Here is a 20369-nt window from a genome sequence, read left to right on the forward strand (position 1 = left end):
GGCGCTCAGGGTGCCACGCTGCGGGCCGTGGGCATCGAGACGGGACACCTCCGCAACCCCGGCCGCCCCGGGCACGTGGTGCTGGCGCAGGCGGACTCCGCCCCCTACGGCTCCCTGCGCTCGCGGCCGCTGCCCCGGGCGGAGCGGTACGCGCTGGGGAAGTCCCTGCGCCAGCAGGTGCCCCGCTCGGCGATGGCGGACTGGCGGCCGGCACCCGAGCGCCGCAGCGTGGTCGAGCAGATCAGGGAGGCGCACGAGGGCCGGCTGGACCGCCTCGTGCCCGTGCGCGTGGGCCGGATGGCCGCGAGCCCCTACGGGTTCCTGCGCGGCACGGCCGGCCTCATGGCCGCCGACCTGGCCACCCTCCCGGCCACCGGGGTCACACCGGTGATCTGCGGCGACTCCCACATCGGCAACGTCGGCCTGTACGGCTCGCCCTCGCGCGAGCTGGTGCTCGACCTCAACGACTTCGACGAGGCCCACCCCGGTCCGTGGGAGTGGGACCTGCGGCGCCTCGTGGCGAGCGCCTGGGTGGCCGGCCGGCAGGCGGGCCTGGCGGAGGACTCCTGCGAGCGGGCCGTCCGCGCCGCCGTGCGGGCCTACCGCGAGCACCTGCACGAGCTGGCGGAGCAGCCGCTGCTGGAGCGCAGCTGGACCAGCTTCGGGGTCGACCGGCTCGCGAGCGCCACCAAGGACCCCGGCCTGCGCCACGAGGTGGAGCGCGCCGCCAAGCGCGCCCGCCACCGCACGAGCGACCGCGCCCTGCCGCGCTTCACCGAGGTGGTGGCGCACGAGGACCGGTCCGGTGGGTCCGGCGGGTCCGGCGGGGTGACGGCCAGCCGGCGGATCGTGGTGGAGCCGCCGCTCATCACGCGCCCCGAGGTCGACGACGAGCCGCTGCTGGCCGAGGCCCTCGACGACTACCTCGCCACGCTCGCCCCGCACTGGGCGCGGCTGCTGGGCGGCTACACGCTCGTGGACATCGCCCACAAGGTGGTGGGCGTGGGCAGCGTCGGCCTGCGCGCCTACGTGGCGCTGCTGGAGGGCTCCGACAGCGACGACGTCGTCTTCCTCCAGCTGAAGCAGGCCCGGCGCTCGGTCGTGGCGCCGTGGGTCCACGGCGACAACGCCTGGCACAAGCACCAGGGCCAGCGGGTCGTGGAGTACCAGCAGGCGCTGCAGACGACGTCCGACCCGCTGCTGGGCTGGACGACGGTCGGTGAGCGGCAGTACTACGTGCGCCAGTTCCGGAACATGAAGGGCAGCGTGGTGCTGGACGGCATCGGAGCCAACGCCCTGCGCGACTACGCCGGCGTGTGCGCCCAGCTGCTGGCCAAGGGGCACGCCCGGACCTCGGGCGCGTCGATGATCGCGGGGTACCTCGGCTCCTCCGACAAGGCCGACCACGCGCTGGCGACCTTCGCCCGCCGCTACGCCGACCAGACCGAGGCCGACCACGCCGAGCTGGTCGACGCGGTCTCCCGCGGGGTGCTGCCCGTCGAGCGCGGCGTCTGAGGGCCGGCGGAGGCACGCGGCTCGACACGCGCTCGTCACATCCTGGGTGCAGGCTGTGCCGGCATGGCGACGACGACGGCGGACTCCGGTCCCGAGAGCGGCCTGAAGCGCACCATCACGGGTCGGCTCCTCTACTTCTACGTCCTGGGCGACGTGCTCGGCTCCGGCGTGTACGTGCTCATCGGCCTGGTGGCCGGCGCGGTCGGCGGCGCGTTCTGGGTGGCCTTCGCCGCCGGCGTGACGGTGGCCGCCATCACGGGCCTGGCGTACGCGGAGCTGGTGACCAAGTACCCCCAGGCCGCGGGCGCGTCGCTGTACGTGAGCAGGGCGTTCCGCAACCCCACGCTGACGTTCTTCGTGACCGTCTGCATGCTCTCGGCCTCGTTCGCGGCGATCGGGTCGCTGGCGAGCGGCTTCTCGCGCTACTTCGGCTCGCTGTGGGACCTGCCGCCGGCACTGCTCGTCTCGGTGCTCTTCGTGGCGGCCGTCGCGGTGGTCAACTACATCGGCATCACCGAGTCCGTGGTCATCAACATGCTCATGACGCTCGTCGAGGTGGCCGGGCTCGTCATCATCGCCGCCATCGGCGTGGTCGCCCTGGCCGGCGGCGACGCCGACCTGTCGGTGCTCACCGACTTCTCCGCCGAGGGCAGCCCGGTCATCGCCGTGGTCGCCGGCGTGACGCTCGCATTCTTCGCCATGACCGGCTTCGAGAACGCCGCCAACGTCGCCGAGGAGACCATCGACCCCTCGCGCACCTTCCCGCGGGCGCTCGTGGGCGGCATGGTCACCGCGGGCGTCATCTACGTCGTCGTCGCCGTGTCGGCGGCGCTGGTGGTGCCGGTCGACCAGCTGGCCGGCTCCGACGCGGCGCTGCTCGAGGTGGTGCGCGCGGGGCTCCTGCCGCTGCCCGTCGGCGTGATGATCGTCCTCTTCTCGGTCATCGCGATGATCGCCATCAGCAACACCACGCTCGTCACCACTGCCGCGGGCGCCCGCATCCTCTACGGCATGGGGCGCGTGGACGTGGTGCCCCGCGTCTTCGCCCGCGTCCACCCGACCCGGCGCAGCCCGGTCGTCGCGCTCGGGTTCACCCTCGCCGTCGTCGTCCTGCTCATGGCAGTGGGGTCGGTGTTCACGGCGCTGGGCGGCCCGGACGTGGTGGAGCGGCTGGCCACGATCACCGTGGTGTTCCTCGTGTTCGTCTACGCGCTGGTCATCGTGTGCGCGCTGAAGCAGCGCGGGAAGGACGAGCACCCCGGCGTCTTCCGCGCCAGCACTCCGCTGCTGGTCCTCGGCATCCTCGGCAACGCGGCGATCCTCGTCTACACGGTCGTCGACGACCCGACGTCGCTGCTCTGGGTGGCAGGGCTGCTCGGGCTGGGCGCGGTGCTGTACGCCGTGCAGCGCGCCCGCGGCGGCGGCGCGAGCACCGAGGCGCTGCTGTCGGGTGGCGTCGAGCGTGCGGGTGATCCGGACGTGCCCGATGGTGTCCCTGACGAGAGGAGCCGCTGATGGGCACGAAGGTGGTCGTGGCGACCGACGGGTCGCTGGAGTCGCTGCAGGCCGCGCGGGCGCTGCCCGCGCTGCTCGACGAGGCCGAGGTGCAGGAGGTGCTCGTGGTCGCGGTGCTCAGCCCGACGGCGGCGGTGCCCTTCCGCGACGAGATCGGCGGCCGCGGCTCGGCCGCCAGCCCCGACCCGACGGCACCCAGCTACCGCCAGGAGGCCGAGTCGGCGGTCGCCGTGGTGGCGCAGGAGTTCAGCGCCTGGCCGGGACGCGTGCGCACGCAGGTCCGCAGCGGCTCGGCGGCCGCGGAGATCGTCGAGGCCGCCGAGGAGGCCCGGGCCGACCTGATCGTCATGGCGTCCGGCAGCAAGGGCCTGACGCGGACGGTGCTGCTGGGTTCGACGGCCACGCGGGTGCAGCACTCGGCGCCGTGCTCCGTGCTCGTCTGGCGCCAGCCCCGCTCCTGACGCTCAGCGGGGGCGCCGCACCCGCACCGGGCCCTTCGCGGTGTCCGGGTCGACCACCGCGCCCTTCTGCGTGATCTCGGCCCGCCCCGCCACCACGAGCCGACGAGCCGCGGCGCGCGCCGGCTCCATGAGGTCGCGCCAGGCCTCCCCCTCCAGGCCACGCTCGCCCGCGACGGCGCGGGCCGCCTCGGACGGGCACACCGAGGACGACGACGCGCGCGCGTCCAGCAGGCGCTCGAGCGAGGACTCGAGGGCGGCGTCGACGTCGGACGCGGCCGCCGAGCGCCCGCGGCGCCGGCAGGCGTCGGAGCAGTAGCGCACGCCCTCCCAGTCGCGCTCCCACTTCTTGCGCCACGTGATGGTGCGGCCGCACACCGCGCACGGCTTGGTGGGCAGCTCGCTCTTCGCGCTCGCGCGGGACCCTCGGCTCACACGGTCACCAACGCCGGGGGGCTCCGCACCACTCCCGCACTGGCACGGGGTGGCCCTGTGCCAGACCTACTGGCACGGGGCCACCCCGTGCCGCTCGAGGGAGTGGCGCGGAGCGGCCCCGTGGTGGGGACGCGGGTGCGTCAGCGGGCGGCAGAGCCCTCGACGTAGTCGTCGTCCTTGGTCTCGACCCAGCTCATGAGCTTGCGCAGCTCGGCGCCGGTCTTCTCCAGCTGCGAGCCCTGCTGCTCCTCGCGGAACTTCTTGAACTCCGGCGCGCCGGCGTCCTGGTCCTCGATGAACCGCTTGGCGAAGGCACCCTGCTGGATGTCGGTGAGGACGTCCTTCATGCGGGCCTTGACGGAGGCGTCGATGACGCGCGGGCCGGAGACGTAGTCGCCGTACTCGGCGGTGTCGGACACCGACCAGCGCTGCTTGGCCAGACCGCCCTCGTACATGAGGTCGACGATGAGCTTGAGCTCGTGGAGGCACTCGAAGTAGGCGACCTCGGGCTGGTAGCCCGCCTCGACGAGGGTCTCGAAACCGGCCTGCACCAGCGCGGACGCGCCGCCGCACAGCACGGCCTGCTCGCCGAACAGGTCGGTCTCGGTCTCCTCGGTGAAGGTGGTCTTGATGCCGCCGGCGCGCAGGCCGCCGATGCCCTTGGCGTAGGAGAGCGCCAGCGGCCAGGCCTTCCCGGACGCGTCCTGCTCGACAGCCACGATCACCGGGACGCCACGGCCCTCGGCGTACTCGCGGCGCACGAGGTGGCCCGGGCCCTTGGGGGCGACCATGGCGACGTCGACGTCGGCCGGGGGCTTGATGTAGCCGAAGCGGATGTTGAAGCCGTGGCCGAAGAACAGCGCCTTGCCGGCGGTGAGGTGCGGCTCGACGGACTCGGCGTAGACGTGGCGGGCCACGTGGTCCGGCACCAGCAGCATGATGACGTCGGCCCACTGCGAGGCCTCGGCCGGCGTGGTGACGGTCAGGCCCTCGGCCTCGGCCTTGGCGCGGCTCTTGGAGCCCTCGGCCAGACCGACCTGCACCTCGACGCCGGAGTCGCGCAGCGACAGCGCGTGGGCGTGGCCCTGGCTGCCGTAGCCGATGACCGCGACCTTGCGGCCCTGGATGACCGACAGGTCGGCGTCGTCGTCGTAGAACATCTCAGCCACGGTGGCTGTCACTCCTTCAGTAGGGATCACGGGAAGTCTTGCGGACGGGGTGTCAGGCGCTGCGCAGGGCCCGGTCGGTGATGGAGCGCGAGCCGCGGCTCACGGCCACGACGCCCGACTGGACGATCTCGCGCACGCCGAACGGCTCGAGCACCTTGAGCAGCGCGGCGTTCTTCTCCGGCGCCCCGATCGCCTCGATGGTCATGGCCTCCGGGGCGACGTCGACGACGGCCGCCCGGAAGACGTTGACGACGTCGAGGACCTGGCCGCGCGTGGTGGCGTCGGCCCTGACCTTGACGAGCAGCACCTCGCGCTGGACCGAGGTCTCCGGCTCCAGCTCGACCACCTTGAGGACGTTCACCAGCTTGTTGAGCTGCTTGACGACCTGCTCCAGCGGGGAGTCCTCCACGTCGACCACCACGGTGATGCGCGACAGCGACGGGTGCTCGGTGGGGCCCACCGCCAGGGAGTGGATGTTGAACGCGCGGCGCGCGAACAGCGAGGCCACGCGCGCCAGCACGGCGGGCTTGTCCTCGACGAGCACCGACAGGGTGTGCCGCTCCGTGCCGGCAGCGGTCGCGCTCATCGTGCGGCTCCGTTCATCTCCAGGCCGGTCTCCGGGTCCTGCTCCTCGCGGTCCCACACGGGCGACAGGCCGCGGGCGTACTGGATGGCGTCGTTGGACAGGCCGGCGGCCACCATCGGCCAGACCATGGCGTCGCGGTGGACCACGAAGTCGACGACGACGGGCCGGTCGTCCACGCTCATCGCCTTGTCGATGACGGCGTCCAGGTCGGACGGGTCCTCGCAGCGCAGCCCGACGCAGCCGTAGGCGTCGGCCAGCTTGACGAAGTCGGGGATGCGCTGGCCGAGCGCCCGGCCGACCCCGGTGTGCAGGTCGGTGTTGGAGTAGCGGCCGTCGTAGAAGAGGGTCTGCCACTGCCGGACCATGCCGAGGCTGGAGTTGTTCACCACGGCCACCTTGATCGGGATGCCCTCGATCGCGCAGGTGGCCAGCTCCTGGTTGGTCATCTGGAAGCAGCCGTCGCCGTCGATCGCCCAGACGGTGGCGTCGGGGCGGCCCACCTTGGCGCCCATCGCGGCGGGCACGGAGTAGCCCATGGTCCCCAGGCCACCGGAGTTCAGCCAGGTGTTCGGCTTCTCGTACCTGATGAACTGCGCCGCCCACATCTGGTGCTGGCCGACGCCGGAGGTGAAGACCGTGTCCGGGCCGCTGATCTCACCCAGGCGCTGGATCACCTTCTGGGGGCTGAGCGAGCCGTCCTCGGGCTCGTCGTAGCCCAGGGGGTAGGTGCTGCGCAGGTCGTCGAGCTGGCGCCACCAGCCGCCCAGGTCGGCGCGCCGGCCGGCGGCGTGCTCGGCCTCCAGGGCCGGGACCAGGTCGGCGATGACCTCCTTGGCGTCCCCGACGATCGGGACGTCGGCGCGGCGGTTCTTGCCGATCTCGGCGGGGTCGATGTCGGCGTGGACGATCGCGGCGCCGGGGGCGAAGCTCGAGAGCAGGCCGGTGACGCGGTCGTCGAAGCGGGCGCCCAGGCTGACGATGAGGTCGGCGCGCTGCAGGGCCGTCACCGCGGAGACGGTGCCGTGCATGCCGGGCATCCCGAGGTTGGCCGGGTGGGAGTCGGGCAGGGCGCCGCGGGCCATGAGCGTGGTGACCACGGGGGCCCCGGAGAGGTCGACCAGGCGGCGCAGCTCGGCCGAGGCGCCGGAGCGGATGACGCCACCGCCCACGTACAGCACGGGGCGCTTCGCCTCGGCGATCATCCGGGCTGCCTCGCGCACCTGCTTGGCGTGCGGGCGGGTGGTCGGGTGGTAGCCCGGCAGGTCCAGCTCGGCCAGCGAGGCCGGCCACTGGAAGGTGGTCATCGCCTGCTGGGCGTCCTTGGTGACGTCCACGAGCACCGGCCCGGGGCGGCCCGTGGAGGCCAGGTGGAAGGCCTCGGCGATGACGCGGGGGATGTCGGCGGGGTCGGTCACCAGGTAGTTGTGCTTGGTGATCGGCTGGGTGATGCCGACGATGTCCGCCTCCTGGAAGGCGTCGGTGCCGATCGCCTTGGAGGAGACCTGGCCGGTCACGGCGACCATCGGGACCGAGTCCATGTGGGCGTCGGCGATGGCGGTGACGAGGTTGGTGGCGCCCGGGCCCGACGTCGCCATGCAGACGCCGACGCGGCCGGTGGCGGCGGCGTAGCCCTGCGCGGCGTGGCCGGCGCCCTGCTCGTGGCGCACCAGCACGTGGCGGAGCTTCGTGGAGTCGAGCAGCGGGTCGTAGGTGGGCAGGATCGCCCCGCCCGGGAGGCCGAAGACGACCTCGACCCCGGCGCTCTCGAGGGAGCGCACGATGCTCTGCGCCCCGGTCATGCGCTCGGTCGTGCGCTCGCCCTGCGGGGCGGCTGCGCCCTCGGTGCTGGCGGTGCTCATCGGTCCTCCTGGTGCTGCTGTGCTGCTGGTCCTGCGTGGACGACGTGCTCTAGCTGAGCGAGCAGCCCGGCACCTCCAACCCGCCGGGCATGGAAAGACCCCCCGGCTCCGGTGTCAGCGGAGTCTGCGGAGGGTCGCGCGCGGCGGGACGTCGACGACGGCGTCAGCTCGCGCGCTGCGCGAGTACGACGACGAGGATGCCCATGCCGCGAGAGTAGACCCGCAGCGCCGTCCCTGTCAGCCACCGGGACGGAGCGTCTCATGATCTGAGACACGCCGTCCCGGTGGCTGAGCCGGCCGGGTCTCAGGCGAGGACGGCGCCGCCGCTGGCCGAGCCCACGAGCTTGGTGTACTTCGCCAGCACCCCGCGGGTGTAGCGCGGGGGCAGCGGCTCCCAGCCCTCGCGCCGCGCGGCCAGCTCGGCCTCGTCCACCAGGACGTCGAGGGTCTTGTTCTTGACGTCCAGGCGGATCCGGTCGCCGTCGCGCACGAACGCGACCGGCCCGGCGTCGACGGCCTCCGGGGCCACGTGGCCCACGCACAGCCCGGTGGTGCCGCCGGAGAAGCGCCCGTCGGTGAGCAGCAGCACGTCCTTGCCCAGTCCCGCGCCCTTGATGGCGCCGGTGATGGCGAGCATCTCGCGCATGCCGGGGCCGCCCTTGGGGCCCTCGTAGCGGATGACCACGACGTCGCCGGCGGTGATGGTGCCGTCCTCGAGGGCGTCCATCGCGGCGCGCTCCCGGTCGAACACGCGGGCGGTGCCCTCGAAGACGTCGGACTCGAACCCGGCCGACTTCACCACGGCCCCGCCGGGGGCCAGCGAGCCGTGCAGGACCGTGATGCCGCCCGTGGGGTGGATCGGGTCGGCCAGGGCGCGCAGCACCTTGCCGTCCGGGTCCGGCGGGGCGATGTCGGCGAGGTTCTCCGCCATCGTCTTGCCGGTCACGGTCATGACGTCGCCGTGGAGCAGGCCCGCGTCGAGCAGGGCGCGCATGACCACCGGGACGCCGCCGATCCTGTCGACGTCGGTCATGACGTGCTGGCCGAAGGGCTTCACGTCGGCCAGGTGCGGCACGCGCGAGCCCACCCTGTCGAAGTCGGCGAGGGTCAGGTCGACCTCGGCCTCGTGGGCGATGGCCAGCAGGTGCAGCACGGCGTTGGTGGAGCCGCCGAAGGCCATGACCACCGAGATGGCGTTCTCGAACGCCTCCTTGGTCATGATGTCGCGGGCGGTGATGCCCTTCGCGAGCATCTCCACCACGGCCTGGCCGGAGCGGCGGGCGAACCCGTCGCGGCGGCGGTCGGTGGCCGGCGGGGCGGCCGAGCCGGGCAGGCTCATGCCGAGGGCCTCGGCGGCGCTGGCCATGGTGTTGGCGGTGTACATGCCGCCGCAGGCGCCCTCGCCCGGGCAGATCGCCTTCTCGATGGCGGTGACGTCCTCGCGGCTCATGAGCCCGCGGGCGCAGGCGCCGACCGCCTCGAAGGCGTCGATGATCGTGACCTGCTTCTCGGTGCCGTCGGAGAGCTTGGCGAAGCCCGGCAGGATCGAGCCGGCGTAGAGGAACACGCTGGCCAGGTCGAGGCGGGCGGCGGCCATGAGCATGCCCGGCAGCGACTTGTCGCAGCCGGCCAGCAGCACCGAGCCGTCGAGGCGCTCGGCCTGCATGACGGTCTCCACTGAGTCGGCGATGACCTCGCGGCTCACGAGGGAGAAATGCATGCCCTCGTGGCCCATGGAGATGCCGTCGGAGACGGAGATGGTGCCGAACTCCAGCGGGTAGCCCTGGGCGGCGTGCACGCCGTCCTTGACGGACTTGGCGAGCCGGTCCAGCGAGAGGTTGCAGGGGGTGATCTCGTTCCACGACGAGGCCACGCCGATCTGCGGCTTGGCGAAGTCGTCGTCGCCGAGGCCGACGGCACGGAGCATGCCGCGGCTGGCGGTGGCCTCGAGCCCGTCGGTGACCTGGCGGGAGCGGGGCTTCATGTCGGCCTGGGTCATGCCCGCGATCCTACGGTCCCGTAGGGAGCACCCCCACCAGCCCCGACACCGCCCCCGCGCGACCTCAGCCGACGACGACGTTGAGCGGGTCCCGTCCCGCCGCCAGCCGCTCCACCTGGGCGCGGAGCAGCCGCAGCGCCCGCGGCCGCATGGCCGTGGTGTTCCCGCCCACGTGGGGGGCGATGAGCACGTTCGGCGCAGCCCACAGCGGGTGGTCGGCGGGCAGCGGCTCCGGGTCGGTGACGTCGAGGGCGGCGTGCAGCCGCTCGGCGCGCAGCTCGGCCAGCAGCGCGTCGGTGTCGACGATCGGGCCCCGCCCGACGTTGACCACGAGCGCCTGGTCGGGCAGGGCGGCCAGGAACGCGGCGTCGACGAGGCCCCGGGTGCTGTCCGTGAGCGGCAGCCCGATGAAGACCACCTCGGTGGTGGGCAGCAGCTCCGGCAGCTCGTCGGTCCCGTGGACCCGGCCGCGCTCGTCCGTGCGGGCGGTGGTGGCCACGCGCACGAGGTCGACCTCGAAGGGCTCCAGCCGGTCGGCGATGGCCCCGCCGATGCCGCCGGTGCCGAGCACGAGCACACGGCGGTCGGCCAGCGAGGGGCGCTGCACGGGACGCCACCGGCCCTGCTCGGCGTCGCGGACGGCGTCGTCCAGGCCGCGCAGCTTCGCCAGCGCCAGGGCGAGGGCCAGCTCGGAGGTGGACGCGTCGTGGATGCCCGCGCCGTTGGCCAGGCGCACGCCCTCGGGCAGCCTGCCCAGCAGGTTGTCGTAGCCCGCGGAGGTCGTCTGCAGCAGCTGCAGGGCGGGCAGGGTCGCCACGGTCTCCAGCGCGCCGGCGGGGTGCATGTACGGCAGCACCACGTAGGCGACGCGGTCGGCGTCGTCCCCGAGCGCCTCACGCGGGTCGGAGTCGACGTCCCAGACGAGGCTGCGGACCCCGGCGGGCAGGTCCGGCGCCAGCGCCTCCTGCCAGTCCGCGTCGGGCAGGGTGATCAGCAGCTCGCGGTCCTGGCTCGTCCGGCTGGTCTGGTCGCTCACGAGCGCCAACCCTGTCAGCCGGGCCGCCGGTCCTGCCACTCAGCGCCCGCGGGCGCCTCCGAGCCCGGCGTCGCGCGCCATGGCCACCGCCTGCGCCCGGTCGGAGGCCCCCAGCTTGGTCAGCACCGAGGACACGTGGTTGCGCACCGTCTTGGCGGACAGGAAGCGGGTGCTGGCGATCACCTCGGTGGACCTCCCCCGCGCGAGGTCGGACAGCACCTCCCGCTCGCGCGGGGTCAGCTGGGGGAAGGGGACCCCGGCCGCTCCCGCGGCCCCGCGGGCGAGGGCTCCCGCGAGCCGAGGGGCCAGGGCCGCGTCGACGACGAGCGTGCCGTCGAGCACGGCCGCGAGCGCCCGCTGCACCGCCTCGCTGCGGGCTCCCTTGAGCAGGTAGCCGTGCGCACCGGCGCGCAGCGCCTCCACCAGCGCGACGTCGTCGTCGACCATGGACAGCACCAGGGCGCGCAGGTCGGGGACGTCCCGCCGCAGCCGCCGCACCACCTCCACCCCGTCGAGGCCCGGCAGGTGCAGGTCGACGACGGCGACGTCGGCGGGCGCCTCCACCGCCACGGCCAGCAGCTCCTCGCCCGTGCCGACGGAGGCGACCACCTCCACGCCGAGCTCGGCAAGCAGCAGCGCCAGCCCGTCGCGGAAGACGGGGTGGTCGTCGCACAGCAGCACCCTCACGGGACGACCACGGGACGCCGGGGTGCCGGGCGGGCGGGGGACGACGGGGCCGACACCAGGGGCAGCACGGCGGTGACGACCGTGCCCGTCCCGCTGCCGGGCTGGCCGACGCCGAAGGCACCACCGCAGGCCGTCGCCCGGTGCTCCATCGACGCCAGGCCCCGGCCGCCGGTGCGCGGTGCGCTGCCCAGGCCGACGCCGTCGTCGCTGACCGCCAGCACCAGCTCCCTCCCGCGCAGCGCCACCTCCACGTCCACCGGGGAGGCGCGGGCGTGCCGCACGGCGTTGGTCAGCGCCTCCGCCGCGATGCGCAGGGCGCACGACGCCACCGCGGGAGGCACGTCGCCGAGGTCGCGGGTGCGCAGGCGGGTCCGCGGGCCGCTGCCCCCGCCGACGTCCAGCGACGCGACCAGGTCGGACAGCGCCTCGGCGAGCGGCCGGTCCGCCGCGGTCGGCGCCAGGTCGGCCAGAGCGCGGCGCAGCGCCACCACCGCCGCCTCGTCGACCGCCCGGATGCGCTCCACCAGCTCCTCGGCGCCCTGGCGGCCGGCCCGCAGCCGGAGCAGGGCGGTGTCCGCGTGGGCGCCGATCGCCGAGAGGAGCGGCCCGAGGTCGTCGTGGAGGTCGTCGCTGAGCCGCTCGCGCTCGACCTCGCGCGCGTGGGCGAGCAGCGCGCGCGAGGCGCGCAGCTCGTCCACGAGGTCCTGCACGAGCAGGTCCGCCACGGCGAGCGGGACCAGCGGCGCAGCGAGCACCTGGAGCAGGGCGTCGAGCGCGGGGACGGCCGAGGCCACCACCAGGGCCAGCGCGCTGGCGGCGGTCGCCGCGAGCAGCGGGAGCCGGCGGCGTCCCCGCCGGTCCGACCGCACCCACGCCGCCACCTGCAGCCCCAGGCCCGCGGTGGTCACGGCCAGCAGGGCGGCGCCGCTGAGGGCCACCACGGCCCCGGTGCCGGTGGCGAGCCCGGCGCACGCCGCGGTGCAGACGGCGACGGCGGCACCGACGAGGCCGCGCCGCACCCGCTCACCCCGGCGCCCCAGGTCGACGGGGTCGAGCAGCAGCAGCGGCACCAGCGCGACGGGGAGCACGGTCGCCGGTGCCCAGGTCCACTCTCCACCCCAGCGCGCCCACGCCCTGCCCGCCTCGGGCCCGGCCACGCTCCAGGCGCTGCCGGTGGTGGTCACCGCGGCGCTCGCGGCGACGACCAGCGCCACGGCCGCGACACCACCGGGCCGCGCGGACCGGGCGAGCACCACGGCCAGTCCCGACCACGCCAGGGCGATGACGACGTCCTCGAGGGTGTGGCCGCCGAGCAGCCCGGCCGGCGCCGTGACGGCCACGACGACGGACGCCGCCAGCGCCCAGGCGCCCAGCACCGCTGCCACCGCGGTGGTGGCCGCGGTGGCCGCCGAGGAGCTGGCGCGCCGGCTGCTCACACGCGACAGGGTGGGGCTCAGCGCTGCTGCCCGACAAGGGCCCGCGCCCTCGACGGGGACCGCAGCAGCACCGCCGCGACGGCGGCGGCGAAGGGCACCAGCAGTAGCCCCGTCAGCAGCCCCGCGGGGACGAGGAAGGCGCCGACGAGACTGACGGCCATGACCACCGGGGCCACCCGGCCGACGGTGCCCGACCGCAGCAGCGCGACGGCGACCACCAGGAGGCCGACGGCGAGCGCGAGGAGCACGTGGTAGCCGAACAGCACGTCCGTCACGCCGGTGTCGAGGTGCTCCCACACGGCGAGCCCCGCCTCGGGGGTGACGTCGGGGTGCGTGGCGCCTGCGGTGACCAGCGCCTGCGCCGTCTGGTACCCGGCGTTGCCCGTCGCTCCCACCACGAGCGGGACGAGGGCGACGCGGAGCAGCACGGCACCGCGAGCGCCGCGAGGCACGAGAGCGACCAGCGGTCCTGCGAGCAGCACGAACAGCAGGGAGCCGAGTCCCGAGACCAGACGCCACGCGATCGTCTGGTCGCGGGCGTCGCGCATGACGTCCAGGGCCGCGGCGTAGTCACCCGGTCCGACGGCGTCCAGCGCGGCCGGTTGCAGGGCGGAGCCGACGAGGTGGACGACGGGGCCGGCCAGGGCGCCGGCGAGGACGACCCGGCCCAGCCGGGAGGGCCGGTCGTGCGTGCGCGGGGTGGTCTGCGGAGCGGTCGGCGCGGGAACGTGCTCTGAGGTGTCCACGGGACGAGGCTCGCGAGCGCGCGACCTGGTCCACCAGGGGCACCCGTCCCGGTCGTCCGGGCGCACCCGACTGGCCGTGCGACCTGCGGCGGGTGAGGCTGGGGCGTGGATCACGGACGACCCTCCCGCCGCCGCGGCGCACCTGCGCCCGCCGTCCTCCTGGCTGCCGCGGCGGTCGTGCTGGCGGGGTGCTCCGGGCAGGACGCCGCGGCGCCTGCGCCGGTGTCCACCGAGCAGCTGCCGGCGCCCTCGTCGTCGTCCTCCCCGGCGCAGGGGCAGGCCTCCCCGCAGGGCAGCGCCGGCGGCACCCTCCCCGCCGCGGTGGCCGCGGGCCACGCGCTGCGCGGGACGCCGGGGGCCGCGCAGGACGTGGTGACCGGCCTCGACGTGCCGTGGAGCGTCGCGGTGCTCCCCGACGGCAGCGCGCTGGTCAGCGAGCGCGACACCGCCCGCGTGCTGCGGGTGGCCGGCGAGGACGGCGGGTGGTCGGCCCAGCAGGTGACCGCGTCCGGGCCGGGCGGAGCGGTGCCCGACGTCGAGCCCCGCGGGGAGGGCGGGCTGCTCGGCCTGGCCATCTCGCCCACCTTCGCCGAGGACGGGTGGGTGTACGCCTACACGACCACCGCCACCGACGACCGGGTGGTGCGGATGCGCCACACCGCCGACCCGGCGGGCGGGCCGGGGTCGCTGTCGGCACCGGAGCCGGTGCTCACGGGCATCGAGTCGGCCACCGTCCACCACGGCGGGCGCCTCGCCTTCGGCCCCGACGGGATGCTCTACGTCACCACCGGCGACGCCAGCGCCCCGTCCACCGCGCAGGACCAGCAGGCCCTCACCGGCAAGGTGCTGCGGCTGACCCCCGACGGGCAGCCGGCGCCCGGCAACCCCGTGGCGGGCTCGCCGGTGTGGACGTGGGGCCACCGCAACCCGCAGGGCATCGGGTGGGACCCGGCGGGGCGGATGTTCGCCGCGGAGTTCGGGCAGAACACCCAGGACGAGCTGAACCTCCTGGAGCCGGGCCGCAACTACGGCTGGCCGCTGGTCGAGGGCGCCGTGGCGGGCCCGGCGGGCGGCGAGCAGGACGTCACCGACCCCGCCTTCACCGCGCCGCTGGTCACCTGGCGCACCGCGGACGCCTCCCCCAGCGGGCTGCTGGTCACGGCCGACGCGGTCTACGTGGCAGCGCTGCGCGGGCAGGAGCTGTGGCGGGTGCCGCTGGCCGACGGCCGGCTGGGTCAGCCGGAGCGGGTCTTCGGCGGCGAGCACGGGCGGGTCCGCGACGTGGTCGCCAGCCCCGACGGGGCGCTGTGGGTGCTCACCGACAACACCTCGCGCGGGACGCCCTCAGCCGGCGACGACCGCCTGCTGCGGGTCCCCCTGGCCTGAGTCCGCCGCTGGGTCCGGCCCTTGGCCCAGGGCGCGCGGCGGGGCGGCGAGGTGCTCGAGCAGCTGCTCGGGCGCCAGCGCCCTCGACCACAGCCAGCCCTGCCCGAGGCGGACGCCGAGGTCGAGGACCATGCGCGCCTGCGCCTCCTCCTCGATGCCCTCGGCCACCACCTCCAGGTCGAGGGAGCGCGAGACGGCCACCACCGCGGACAGCAGGGCCCGGGAGCGCTCGCTGGCCGTCGCCGCCACCACGAGCGACCGGTCGACCTTGACGTACGTGACCGGGAGCCGGTCGAGGTAGCCGAGGGAGGAGTAGCCGGTGCCGAAGTCGTCGATGGCCAGGCGGACCCCCGCTTCCTGCAACTCGCGCAGCGTGGGAGCGGCGGGGTCGTCGCGGGCCAGGAACACCGACTCGGTGACCTCCACGGTGAGGAGGTCGAGCGGGACCCCGGCCTCCCCCGCGGCGGCGCGCACCCCGTCGGCGTAGCCGCAGCGGCGCAGCTCGTGCACCGAGGCGTTGACGGCCACGCGCAGGCGGCGCTCAACGCCACCCGCGGCGACGTGGGCCTGCAGGCCCTTGCGCAGCACGCACCCACCGAGCTGGTGGACGAGGCCGGCGGCCTCGGCGACGGGCACGTACTCCTCGGGCGAGACGACCCCCAGCTGCGGGTCGGTCCACCGGGACAGCAGCTCGAAGCCCGTCGTCGCGCCCGAGGCGATGTCGACCACGGGCTGCAGCCCCACCGCGAGCGCGTCCGCGGCGAGCGCCTCCCGCAGCGCCGCGGCCACCTGGTGCTGGCGCCGCGTGCGCTCCACGAGCGCGGCGTCGTGGACGCCGACACCCCCGTCGCAGCGCGCCTTGGTGGCCCTCAGCGCAGCCGCGGCGTCGGACAGCACAGCAGCGGGGTCGGTGGCGCCCGGGACGGCCTCGGCGACGCCTGCGCTGGCGGTGAGGGGCCGCTCGTCCGCCAGGGACGCGGAGCGCACCGCGGCCAGGGCCGCCTCCGCGCGGACGCGGCCGTCAGCGGCGCTCCCCGGGCCGCGCAGCAGGAACTGGTCACCGCCGGTGCGGTGCACGGTCCACCCCGTCGGGACGGTCTCGCGCAGGACGCGGGCCACGGTGCGCAGGGCTGCGTCACCGCACGCGGAGCCGAACTGGGCGTTGTACTCGTAGAAGGAGTCGAGCCCCAGCTTGACCACCACGGTGGGCCCGTCGGGCGCGGTGCGCTCGCGCTCGAGCAGCTCGACCAGGGCCCGGCGGTTGGGCAGACCGGTGAGGTCGTCGGTGAGCACCTGCCGGCGCAGGTCGCCCACGAGCTGCGCCCGTCCGCGGCGCAGCAGCAGCTCGCGCAGGGCACCGGTGATCACGACCAGGCACAGCAGGGAGCCGCTCGCCGCGTCCAGGTAGGCCCCGCCCGGGCCGGCGGTGAGCGCCACGGCGAGAACGGCGGACGCGGTGACCGCCGCGCTGGTGAGGGCACCGGAGCGGACGGCGCGGTCCTCCGGGAGGAGCGCGCCGCGTCCCGCCCGGCGCCGGGCGAGGGCGACCAGGACCGCGGTGGCGGCCAGGGTGCACACGGCCAGGAGCGCGAGCGCAGCCAGGGCGGAGGTGGCGGGAGGCAGGTGCTGCGCGGACCGCTGGGCGCGCAGGAGCCACACCACCACGGCTGCGCTGGCCCCCGTGACGAGGGCGTCGAGGGCGGTGGTCCGGCGCTCGAGCCGCGGTGAGCGCGGCAGGGCGATGAGCACCGCGGGGACGGCGAGGACGGCGAGGAGCGACGCGACAGCGAGGGCTTGACCGGGTGCGAGCCGTGCGAGGGCGGCGCTCAGCCGGCTCCGCGGGGAGGCGGGGGCTGCGGTCACCCTGCAGTCCTCGGTCTCCCGCGCGAGGGACTTGAGGGCTAGAGCGCGGCCGACCGCTCGGCGACGTGCTGGGCCACCAGCTCGGGCGGGAGCGGGCGCGACCAGTACCAGCCCTGGCCTCGCTGGACGCCCAGACCGCGCACGACGGCGGCCTGCTCGGCCGTCTCGACGCCCTCGGCCACCACCTCGAGGTCCAGCGCCCGGCACAGGGCCACCACGGCCTCCAGGACGGCGCGCGGGCGGGACCTGTCGACGCCGCTCACCAGGGACCTGTCGATCTTGACGATGTGCACCGGGAGGCGCTCGAGGTAGGACAGCGAGGAGTAGCCGGTGCCGAAGTCGTCCACGGCCACGCGCGCCCCGGCGGCGCCCAGCTCGGCCAGGACGGCCACGGCAGGGTCGTCGGTGGTCATGAAGAGGCCCTCGGTGACCTCCACGGTCAGCAGGTCCACGGGGACCCCGGCGTCCGCGAGGGCACCGAGGACGCCGTCGACGTACCCGGGGGCGCGCAGCTCCAGGGGCGAGGCGTTGACGGCCAGGCGCAGGCGGCGCTCGACACCTCCCGCCTGCTGCAGGGCCACGAGGCCGGCGCGCAGCACGGCCGCGCCCACGGCGGGCACCAGCCCGGCCTCCTCGGCCACGGCGATGAACTCGTCGGGGCGCACGTCCCCCAGCTCGGCGTCCCGCCAGCGGGCGAGCGCCTCGAAGCCCGTGGTCGCCCCTGTGGCGACGTCGACGACGGGCTGCAGCGCTGCGGTGACCGTGCCCGCGGCCACCGCCTCCCGGAGGCGCTCGCGCACCTGCAGGCGACGCGCGCTGCGCTCGTGAGCCGCCTCGTCGTGCACGTGGACGCGGCCGCGTCCCGCGGCCTGGGCCTCCCGCAGCGCACCGGTCGCCTCAGCGACCGCCGTGAGCGGGTCCGTCTCGCCGTCGGCGGCCGACGAGACCCCGGCGCAGGCCGTCACCGCCACGGCACCGGCCACGGCCAGCTCCACCGGGGCGGCGACGGCGTCGAGCAGTGCAGCGGCCACCCGGGTGCCGCGGGCCAGGTCGCCGGGTCCCGCGGCGACGAACTCGTCGCCGCCGTAGTGGTGGGCGGTCCAGCCGGCCGGCAGGGCCGCGGACACCCGCTGCGCCAGCACGCGCAGCAGCTGGTCACCGGCGGCGTGGCCGAGGCGCGTGTTGACCTCGCGGAAGCCGTCGACGTCCAGCACCACCGCGGTGACGCGGTCCCCGCGCCCGGGGTCCCCGGCGAGCTCGGGGTCCTGGGCGAGCTCCGCCAGGCGCGCCGAGAGGGCGTGGCGGTTGGCCAGGCCGGTGAGCGGGTCGTGCAGGGCCTGGTGCCGCAGCTCCTCCACGAGCCGGCTCCGCTGGCCCCGGTGGACGAGCTCACGCGTGACGAGGGAGGCGACCACGACACCGAAGAGCACACCGGTGACCGCGTCGACGGGCCGGTCGCTGACCGTGCTGCTGACGAGCGCAGCGAGCACCTGGACGATGACGAGCGCGGTGGTGACCGCGCCGGTGCGCACGTCGGCGCCGAAGGCCTCCAGCCGGGGTCCGCCGAGGCGCTGGCGACCGGCCGCGGCGAAGCCGGCGGCCACCAGCGGCCAGGCGGCGCAGGCGGCAGCGGTCGCCGACCACGGCCAGGTGCCCCCGGGCTGCACGAGGTCGTGGGTGTTGACGAGGTCAGCGCTCACGAAGAGGCCCACGCCGAGCGCCACGAGGGCGGCGCCGCGGTCCAGGCCGGCCACGGCCAGCTGCACGCACAGGCCCAGCACGGCGAGGTCGGCCAGCACCACGGCACCGGCGGTCAGGGCCGCGGTGCCCGAGGGGTCCAGCGGGAGGAAGGCCACGCGCCACAGCAGGGCGGCCCCGGTGGCAGCGACGACCGCGCCGTCCAGGGCCAGCTGCCGGCGGCGGCCCGCGTAGCCGCTGGGCCGCGGCAGCGCCATGACCGCCACCAGCGCCAGGGGCGCGGCGAACGTCTGCAGCGCGTCACCCGGCGTCGGCTGCTGCGGCAGGCCCGGCTGGCGCAGCGCCAGCAGGGCGATCCAGGCCTGGCCCGCGGCCCACAGCCCCACGGCGAGGCCCATGGTGCGCTCGGCGCCCCCAGCACCTCGGCGCAGGAGCATCGACAGGGCGGCGGCCAGGCCGACCAGCGCCGACGCCGCGGCGCCGACCGGGAAGGCGTGGACGGTGCCAGCCGCCCCGGCGACGACCACGGTTGCGGCGGCGAGCACTCCCACCGCGACCAGCGCGACGGCGGTCAGCGACCGGGGCGAGGTTCCTCCCACCCACCAGTGGTCGGCGCGTCAGGCGCCCGTCTTGAGCGCTCCCGCGCCGCGGAGGTCGACGACGCGGGCGCGGGGCGCCGGCAGGCGCTCCGGGCGCGCCAGCCCGGCCGCCACCGCGGCGGCGCCCCGGGCCAGCTGCTCGTCGGTGTGGGTGGACATCACCGACAGGCGCAGCAGCGCCCCTCCGCGCGGCACGGCGGGATGCACCACGGCGTTGGTGGCGGCGCCCGCGGCGAAGACGCGCCGCCAGACCTCGACCACCTCGCGCTCCTCCCCCACCGGCACGCCCACCACGGCACCGCGCGAGGCCACGACCGGCACCCCGGCGGCGGCCAGCTCCTCCCGCAGCTGCGCGGCGCGGTCGGCGAGGGCGGCGACGCGCTCCGGCTCGGCGCGCAGCACGCGCACCGCGGCCAGGGCGGCGGCCACCGCGGCGGGGACCTGCCCGGCGGCGAACAGGTACGGCGCGGCGGAGCCCCGCAGGCCCTCGGCGACGGCCGCGCTGGTCAGGACCGCGCCGCCGCAGGAGGCCAGCGCCTTGCTCGTCGTGAGGGTCACGGCGTCGACGTCACCGAGCACCCCGGCCTCCTCGCACGCCCCGCGCCCGAGCGCCCCGAGCACCCCGACGCCGTGCGCCTCGTCGACCACCAGGCGCGCGCCGTGCTCCCGGCACAGCGCCACCAGCTCGCGCAGCGGGGCGCAGGTGCCCTCCATGGAGTACACCCCGTCGACCACGACGACGACGCCCGCGTCCTCCTCGAGCGCACCGAGCCGGCGCCGCAGCGCGTCGAGGTCGTTGTGCCGCCACCGCAGCACGCGGGCCGCCGAGGCCGCGGCGCCCGCGTGCAGCGAGGCGTGCGCCGCGGCGTCGAGGAGCAGGGCGTCGCCGGGTCTTCCCACGGCTGAGAGCAGGGCGAGGTTGGCGGTGTAGCCGCTGGTGGTGACCACGCAGGCCTCGACGCCGTAGAAGTCGGCCAGCTCCGCCTCCAGCTCGAGCACCAGGTCCGTGGTGCCGTTGAGCAGGCGACTGCCCGACACGCCGGTCCCGTAGCGGTCGACCGCGTCCCGGGCCGCCGCGCGCACCCGGGGGTCGTCAGTCAGGCCGAGGTAGTTGTTGGAGGCGAGGTTGACGCGCTCGCGGCCGTCGGTGAAGACGACGACGGGCCCGGAGGCCCCCGCCGCCGGGACCGCGTAGGGCGAAGCGCCTCCCTCGTGCGACTGCCGGACGTGGCGCACGAAAGGAGCGACGGACGCCGGGGCGAAAGGATCGCGACGAGTCACAAGAGATGACGCTAAGTGACGTGGAGATCGTCCTCCGGGCAACGCCCACGGCCGTCCCCCGGACGACGGGCACGGCGTCGTCCGGGCCCGTCGTCCGGTCC

General features: G+C 75.6%; 16 protein-coding genes. 4 read left to right on the forward strand and 12 right to left on the reverse strand.

Annotated features, from left to right (window positions below; translation table 11 throughout):
* Positions 1 to 27 precede the first annotated feature (27 nt).
* From FHN55_RS06485 to FHN55_RS06495, 3 genes are all read left to right on the forward strand, one after another.
* Positions 28 to 1515 (forward strand): DUF2252 domain-containing protein, encoded by a 1488-nt coding sequence (locus FHN55_RS06485; RefSeq protein ID WP_218974407.1) that lies wholly within the window; start codon positions 28 to 30, stop codon positions 1513 to 1515.
* Positions 1516 to 1578: 63 nt separating this feature from the next.
* The gene (locus FHN55_RS06490; RefSeq protein ID WP_139711434.1) at positions 1579 to 3030 is read left to right on the forward strand and encodes an APC family permease; all 1452 of its coding nucleotides are present in this window, start codon (positions 1579 to 1581) and stop codon (positions 3028 to 3030) included.
* Complete coding sequence (locus FHN55_RS06495; protein WP_139711435.1) at positions 3030 to 3491, forward strand: universal stress protein; 462 nt, start codon at positions 3030 to 3032, stop codon at positions 3489 to 3491. The genes FHN55_RS06490 and FHN55_RS06495 overlap by 1 nt, the downstream gene beginning before the upstream one ends.
* A 3-nt stretch (positions 3492 to 3494) precedes the next feature.
* On the opposite strand, the gene FHN55_RS24085 is transcribed toward FHN55_RS06495, so the two are convergent.
* From FHN55_RS24085 to FHN55_RS06540, 9 genes are all read right to left on the reverse strand, one after another.
* On the reverse strand, positions 3495 to 3923 hold the full coding sequence (locus FHN55_RS24085; RefSeq protein ID WP_218974408.1) for a DUF2256 and DUF3253 domain-containing protein: 429 nt from the start codon (positions 3921 to 3923) through the stop codon (positions 3495 to 3497).
* Between the two features lie 140 nt (positions 3924 to 4063).
* A complete protein-coding gene (gene ilvC, locus FHN55_RS06505) occupies positions 4064 to 5092 on the reverse strand; it encodes a ketol-acid reductoisomerase (protein WP_139711656.1) in 1029 nt (342 codons plus the stop codon).
* A gap of 52 nt (positions 5093 to 5144) precedes the next feature.
* The gene (gene ilvN / locus FHN55_RS06510) at positions 5145 to 5678 is read right to left on the reverse strand and encodes an acetolactate synthase small subunit (RefSeq protein ID WP_139711436.1); all 534 of its coding nucleotides are present in this window, start codon (positions 5676 to 5678) and stop codon (positions 5145 to 5147) included.
* Positions 5675 to 7537, reverse strand: a complete 1863-nt coding sequence (locus FHN55_RS06515; protein WP_139711437.1) for an acetolactate synthase large subunit — start codon at positions 7535 to 7537, stop codon at positions 5675 to 5677. The genes ilvN and FHN55_RS06515 overlap by 4 nt, the downstream gene beginning before the upstream one ends.
* A gap of 304 nt (positions 7538 to 7841) precedes the next feature.
* Positions 7842 to 9536 (reverse strand): dihydroxy-acid dehydratase, encoded by a 1695-nt coding sequence (gene ilvD / locus FHN55_RS06520; protein ID WP_139711438.1) that lies wholly within the window; start codon positions 9534 to 9536, stop codon positions 7842 to 7844.
* Between the two features lie 64 nt (positions 9537 to 9600).
* Positions 9601 to 10572: a 2-hydroxyacid dehydrogenase gene (locus FHN55_RS06525; protein ID WP_257570744.1), complete on the reverse strand. Its 972-nt coding sequence runs from the start codon at positions 10570 to 10572 to the stop codon at positions 9601 to 9603.
* Between the two features lie 39 nt (positions 10573 to 10611).
* Positions 10612 to 11259 (reverse strand): response regulator transcription factor, encoded by a 648-nt coding sequence (locus FHN55_RS06530; RefSeq protein WP_139711439.1) that lies wholly within the window; start codon positions 11257 to 11259, stop codon positions 10612 to 10614.
* Positions 11256 to 12695: a sensor histidine kinase gene (locus FHN55_RS06535; protein ID WP_139711440.1), complete on the reverse strand. Its 1440-nt coding sequence runs from the start codon at positions 12693 to 12695 to the stop codon at positions 11256 to 11258. The genes FHN55_RS06530 and FHN55_RS06535 overlap by 4 nt, the downstream gene beginning before the upstream one ends.
* Positions 12696 to 12712: 17 nt before the next feature.
* On the reverse strand, positions 12713 to 13441 hold the full coding sequence (locus FHN55_RS06540; RefSeq protein ID WP_139711441.1) for a hypothetical protein: 729 nt from the start codon (positions 13439 to 13441) through the stop codon (positions 12713 to 12715).
* A gap of 105 nt (positions 13442 to 13546) precedes the next feature.
* On the opposite strand from FHN55_RS06540, the gene FHN55_RS06545 reads away from it, so the two are divergent.
* Positions 13547 to 14827 (forward strand): sorbosone dehydrogenase family protein, encoded by a 1281-nt coding sequence (locus FHN55_RS06545; protein ID WP_139711442.1) that lies wholly within the window; start codon positions 13547 to 13549, stop codon positions 14825 to 14827.
* Here the strand turns inward: FHN55_RS06545 and FHN55_RS06550 are convergent.
* The 3 genes from FHN55_RS06550 to FHN55_RS06560 are packed head-to-tail and all read right to left on the reverse strand — an operon-like array spanning position 14786 to position 20223.
* Positions 14786 to 16690, reverse strand: a complete 1905-nt coding sequence (locus tag FHN55_RS06550; RefSeq protein ID WP_180357684.1) for a bifunctional diguanylate cyclase/phosphodiesterase — start codon at positions 16688 to 16690, stop codon at positions 14786 to 14788. The two genes, FHN55_RS06545 and FHN55_RS06550, sit on opposite strands and share 42 nt — an antisense overlap.
* Positions 16691 to 16728: 38 nt before the next feature.
* A complete protein-coding gene (locus tag FHN55_RS06555; RefSeq protein WP_139711444.1) occupies positions 16729 to 18987 on the reverse strand; it encodes a bifunctional diguanylate cyclase/phosphodiesterase in 2259 nt (752 codons plus the stop codon).
* A gap of 18 nt (positions 18988 to 19005) precedes the next feature.
* Complete coding sequence (locus tag FHN55_RS06560) at positions 19006 to 20223, reverse strand: aminotransferase class I/II-fold pyridoxal phosphate-dependent enzyme (protein WP_180357685.1); 1218 nt, start codon at positions 20221 to 20223, stop codon at positions 19006 to 19008.
* Between the last annotated feature and the right edge of the window lie 146 nt (positions 20224 to 20369).

Source organism: Streptomyces sp. NP160, from assembly GCF_006335115.1.
In the GTDB taxonomy this organism is placed as follows: Bacteria; Actinomycetota; Actinomycetes; order Actinomycetales; family Quadrisphaeraceae; genus Quadrisphaera.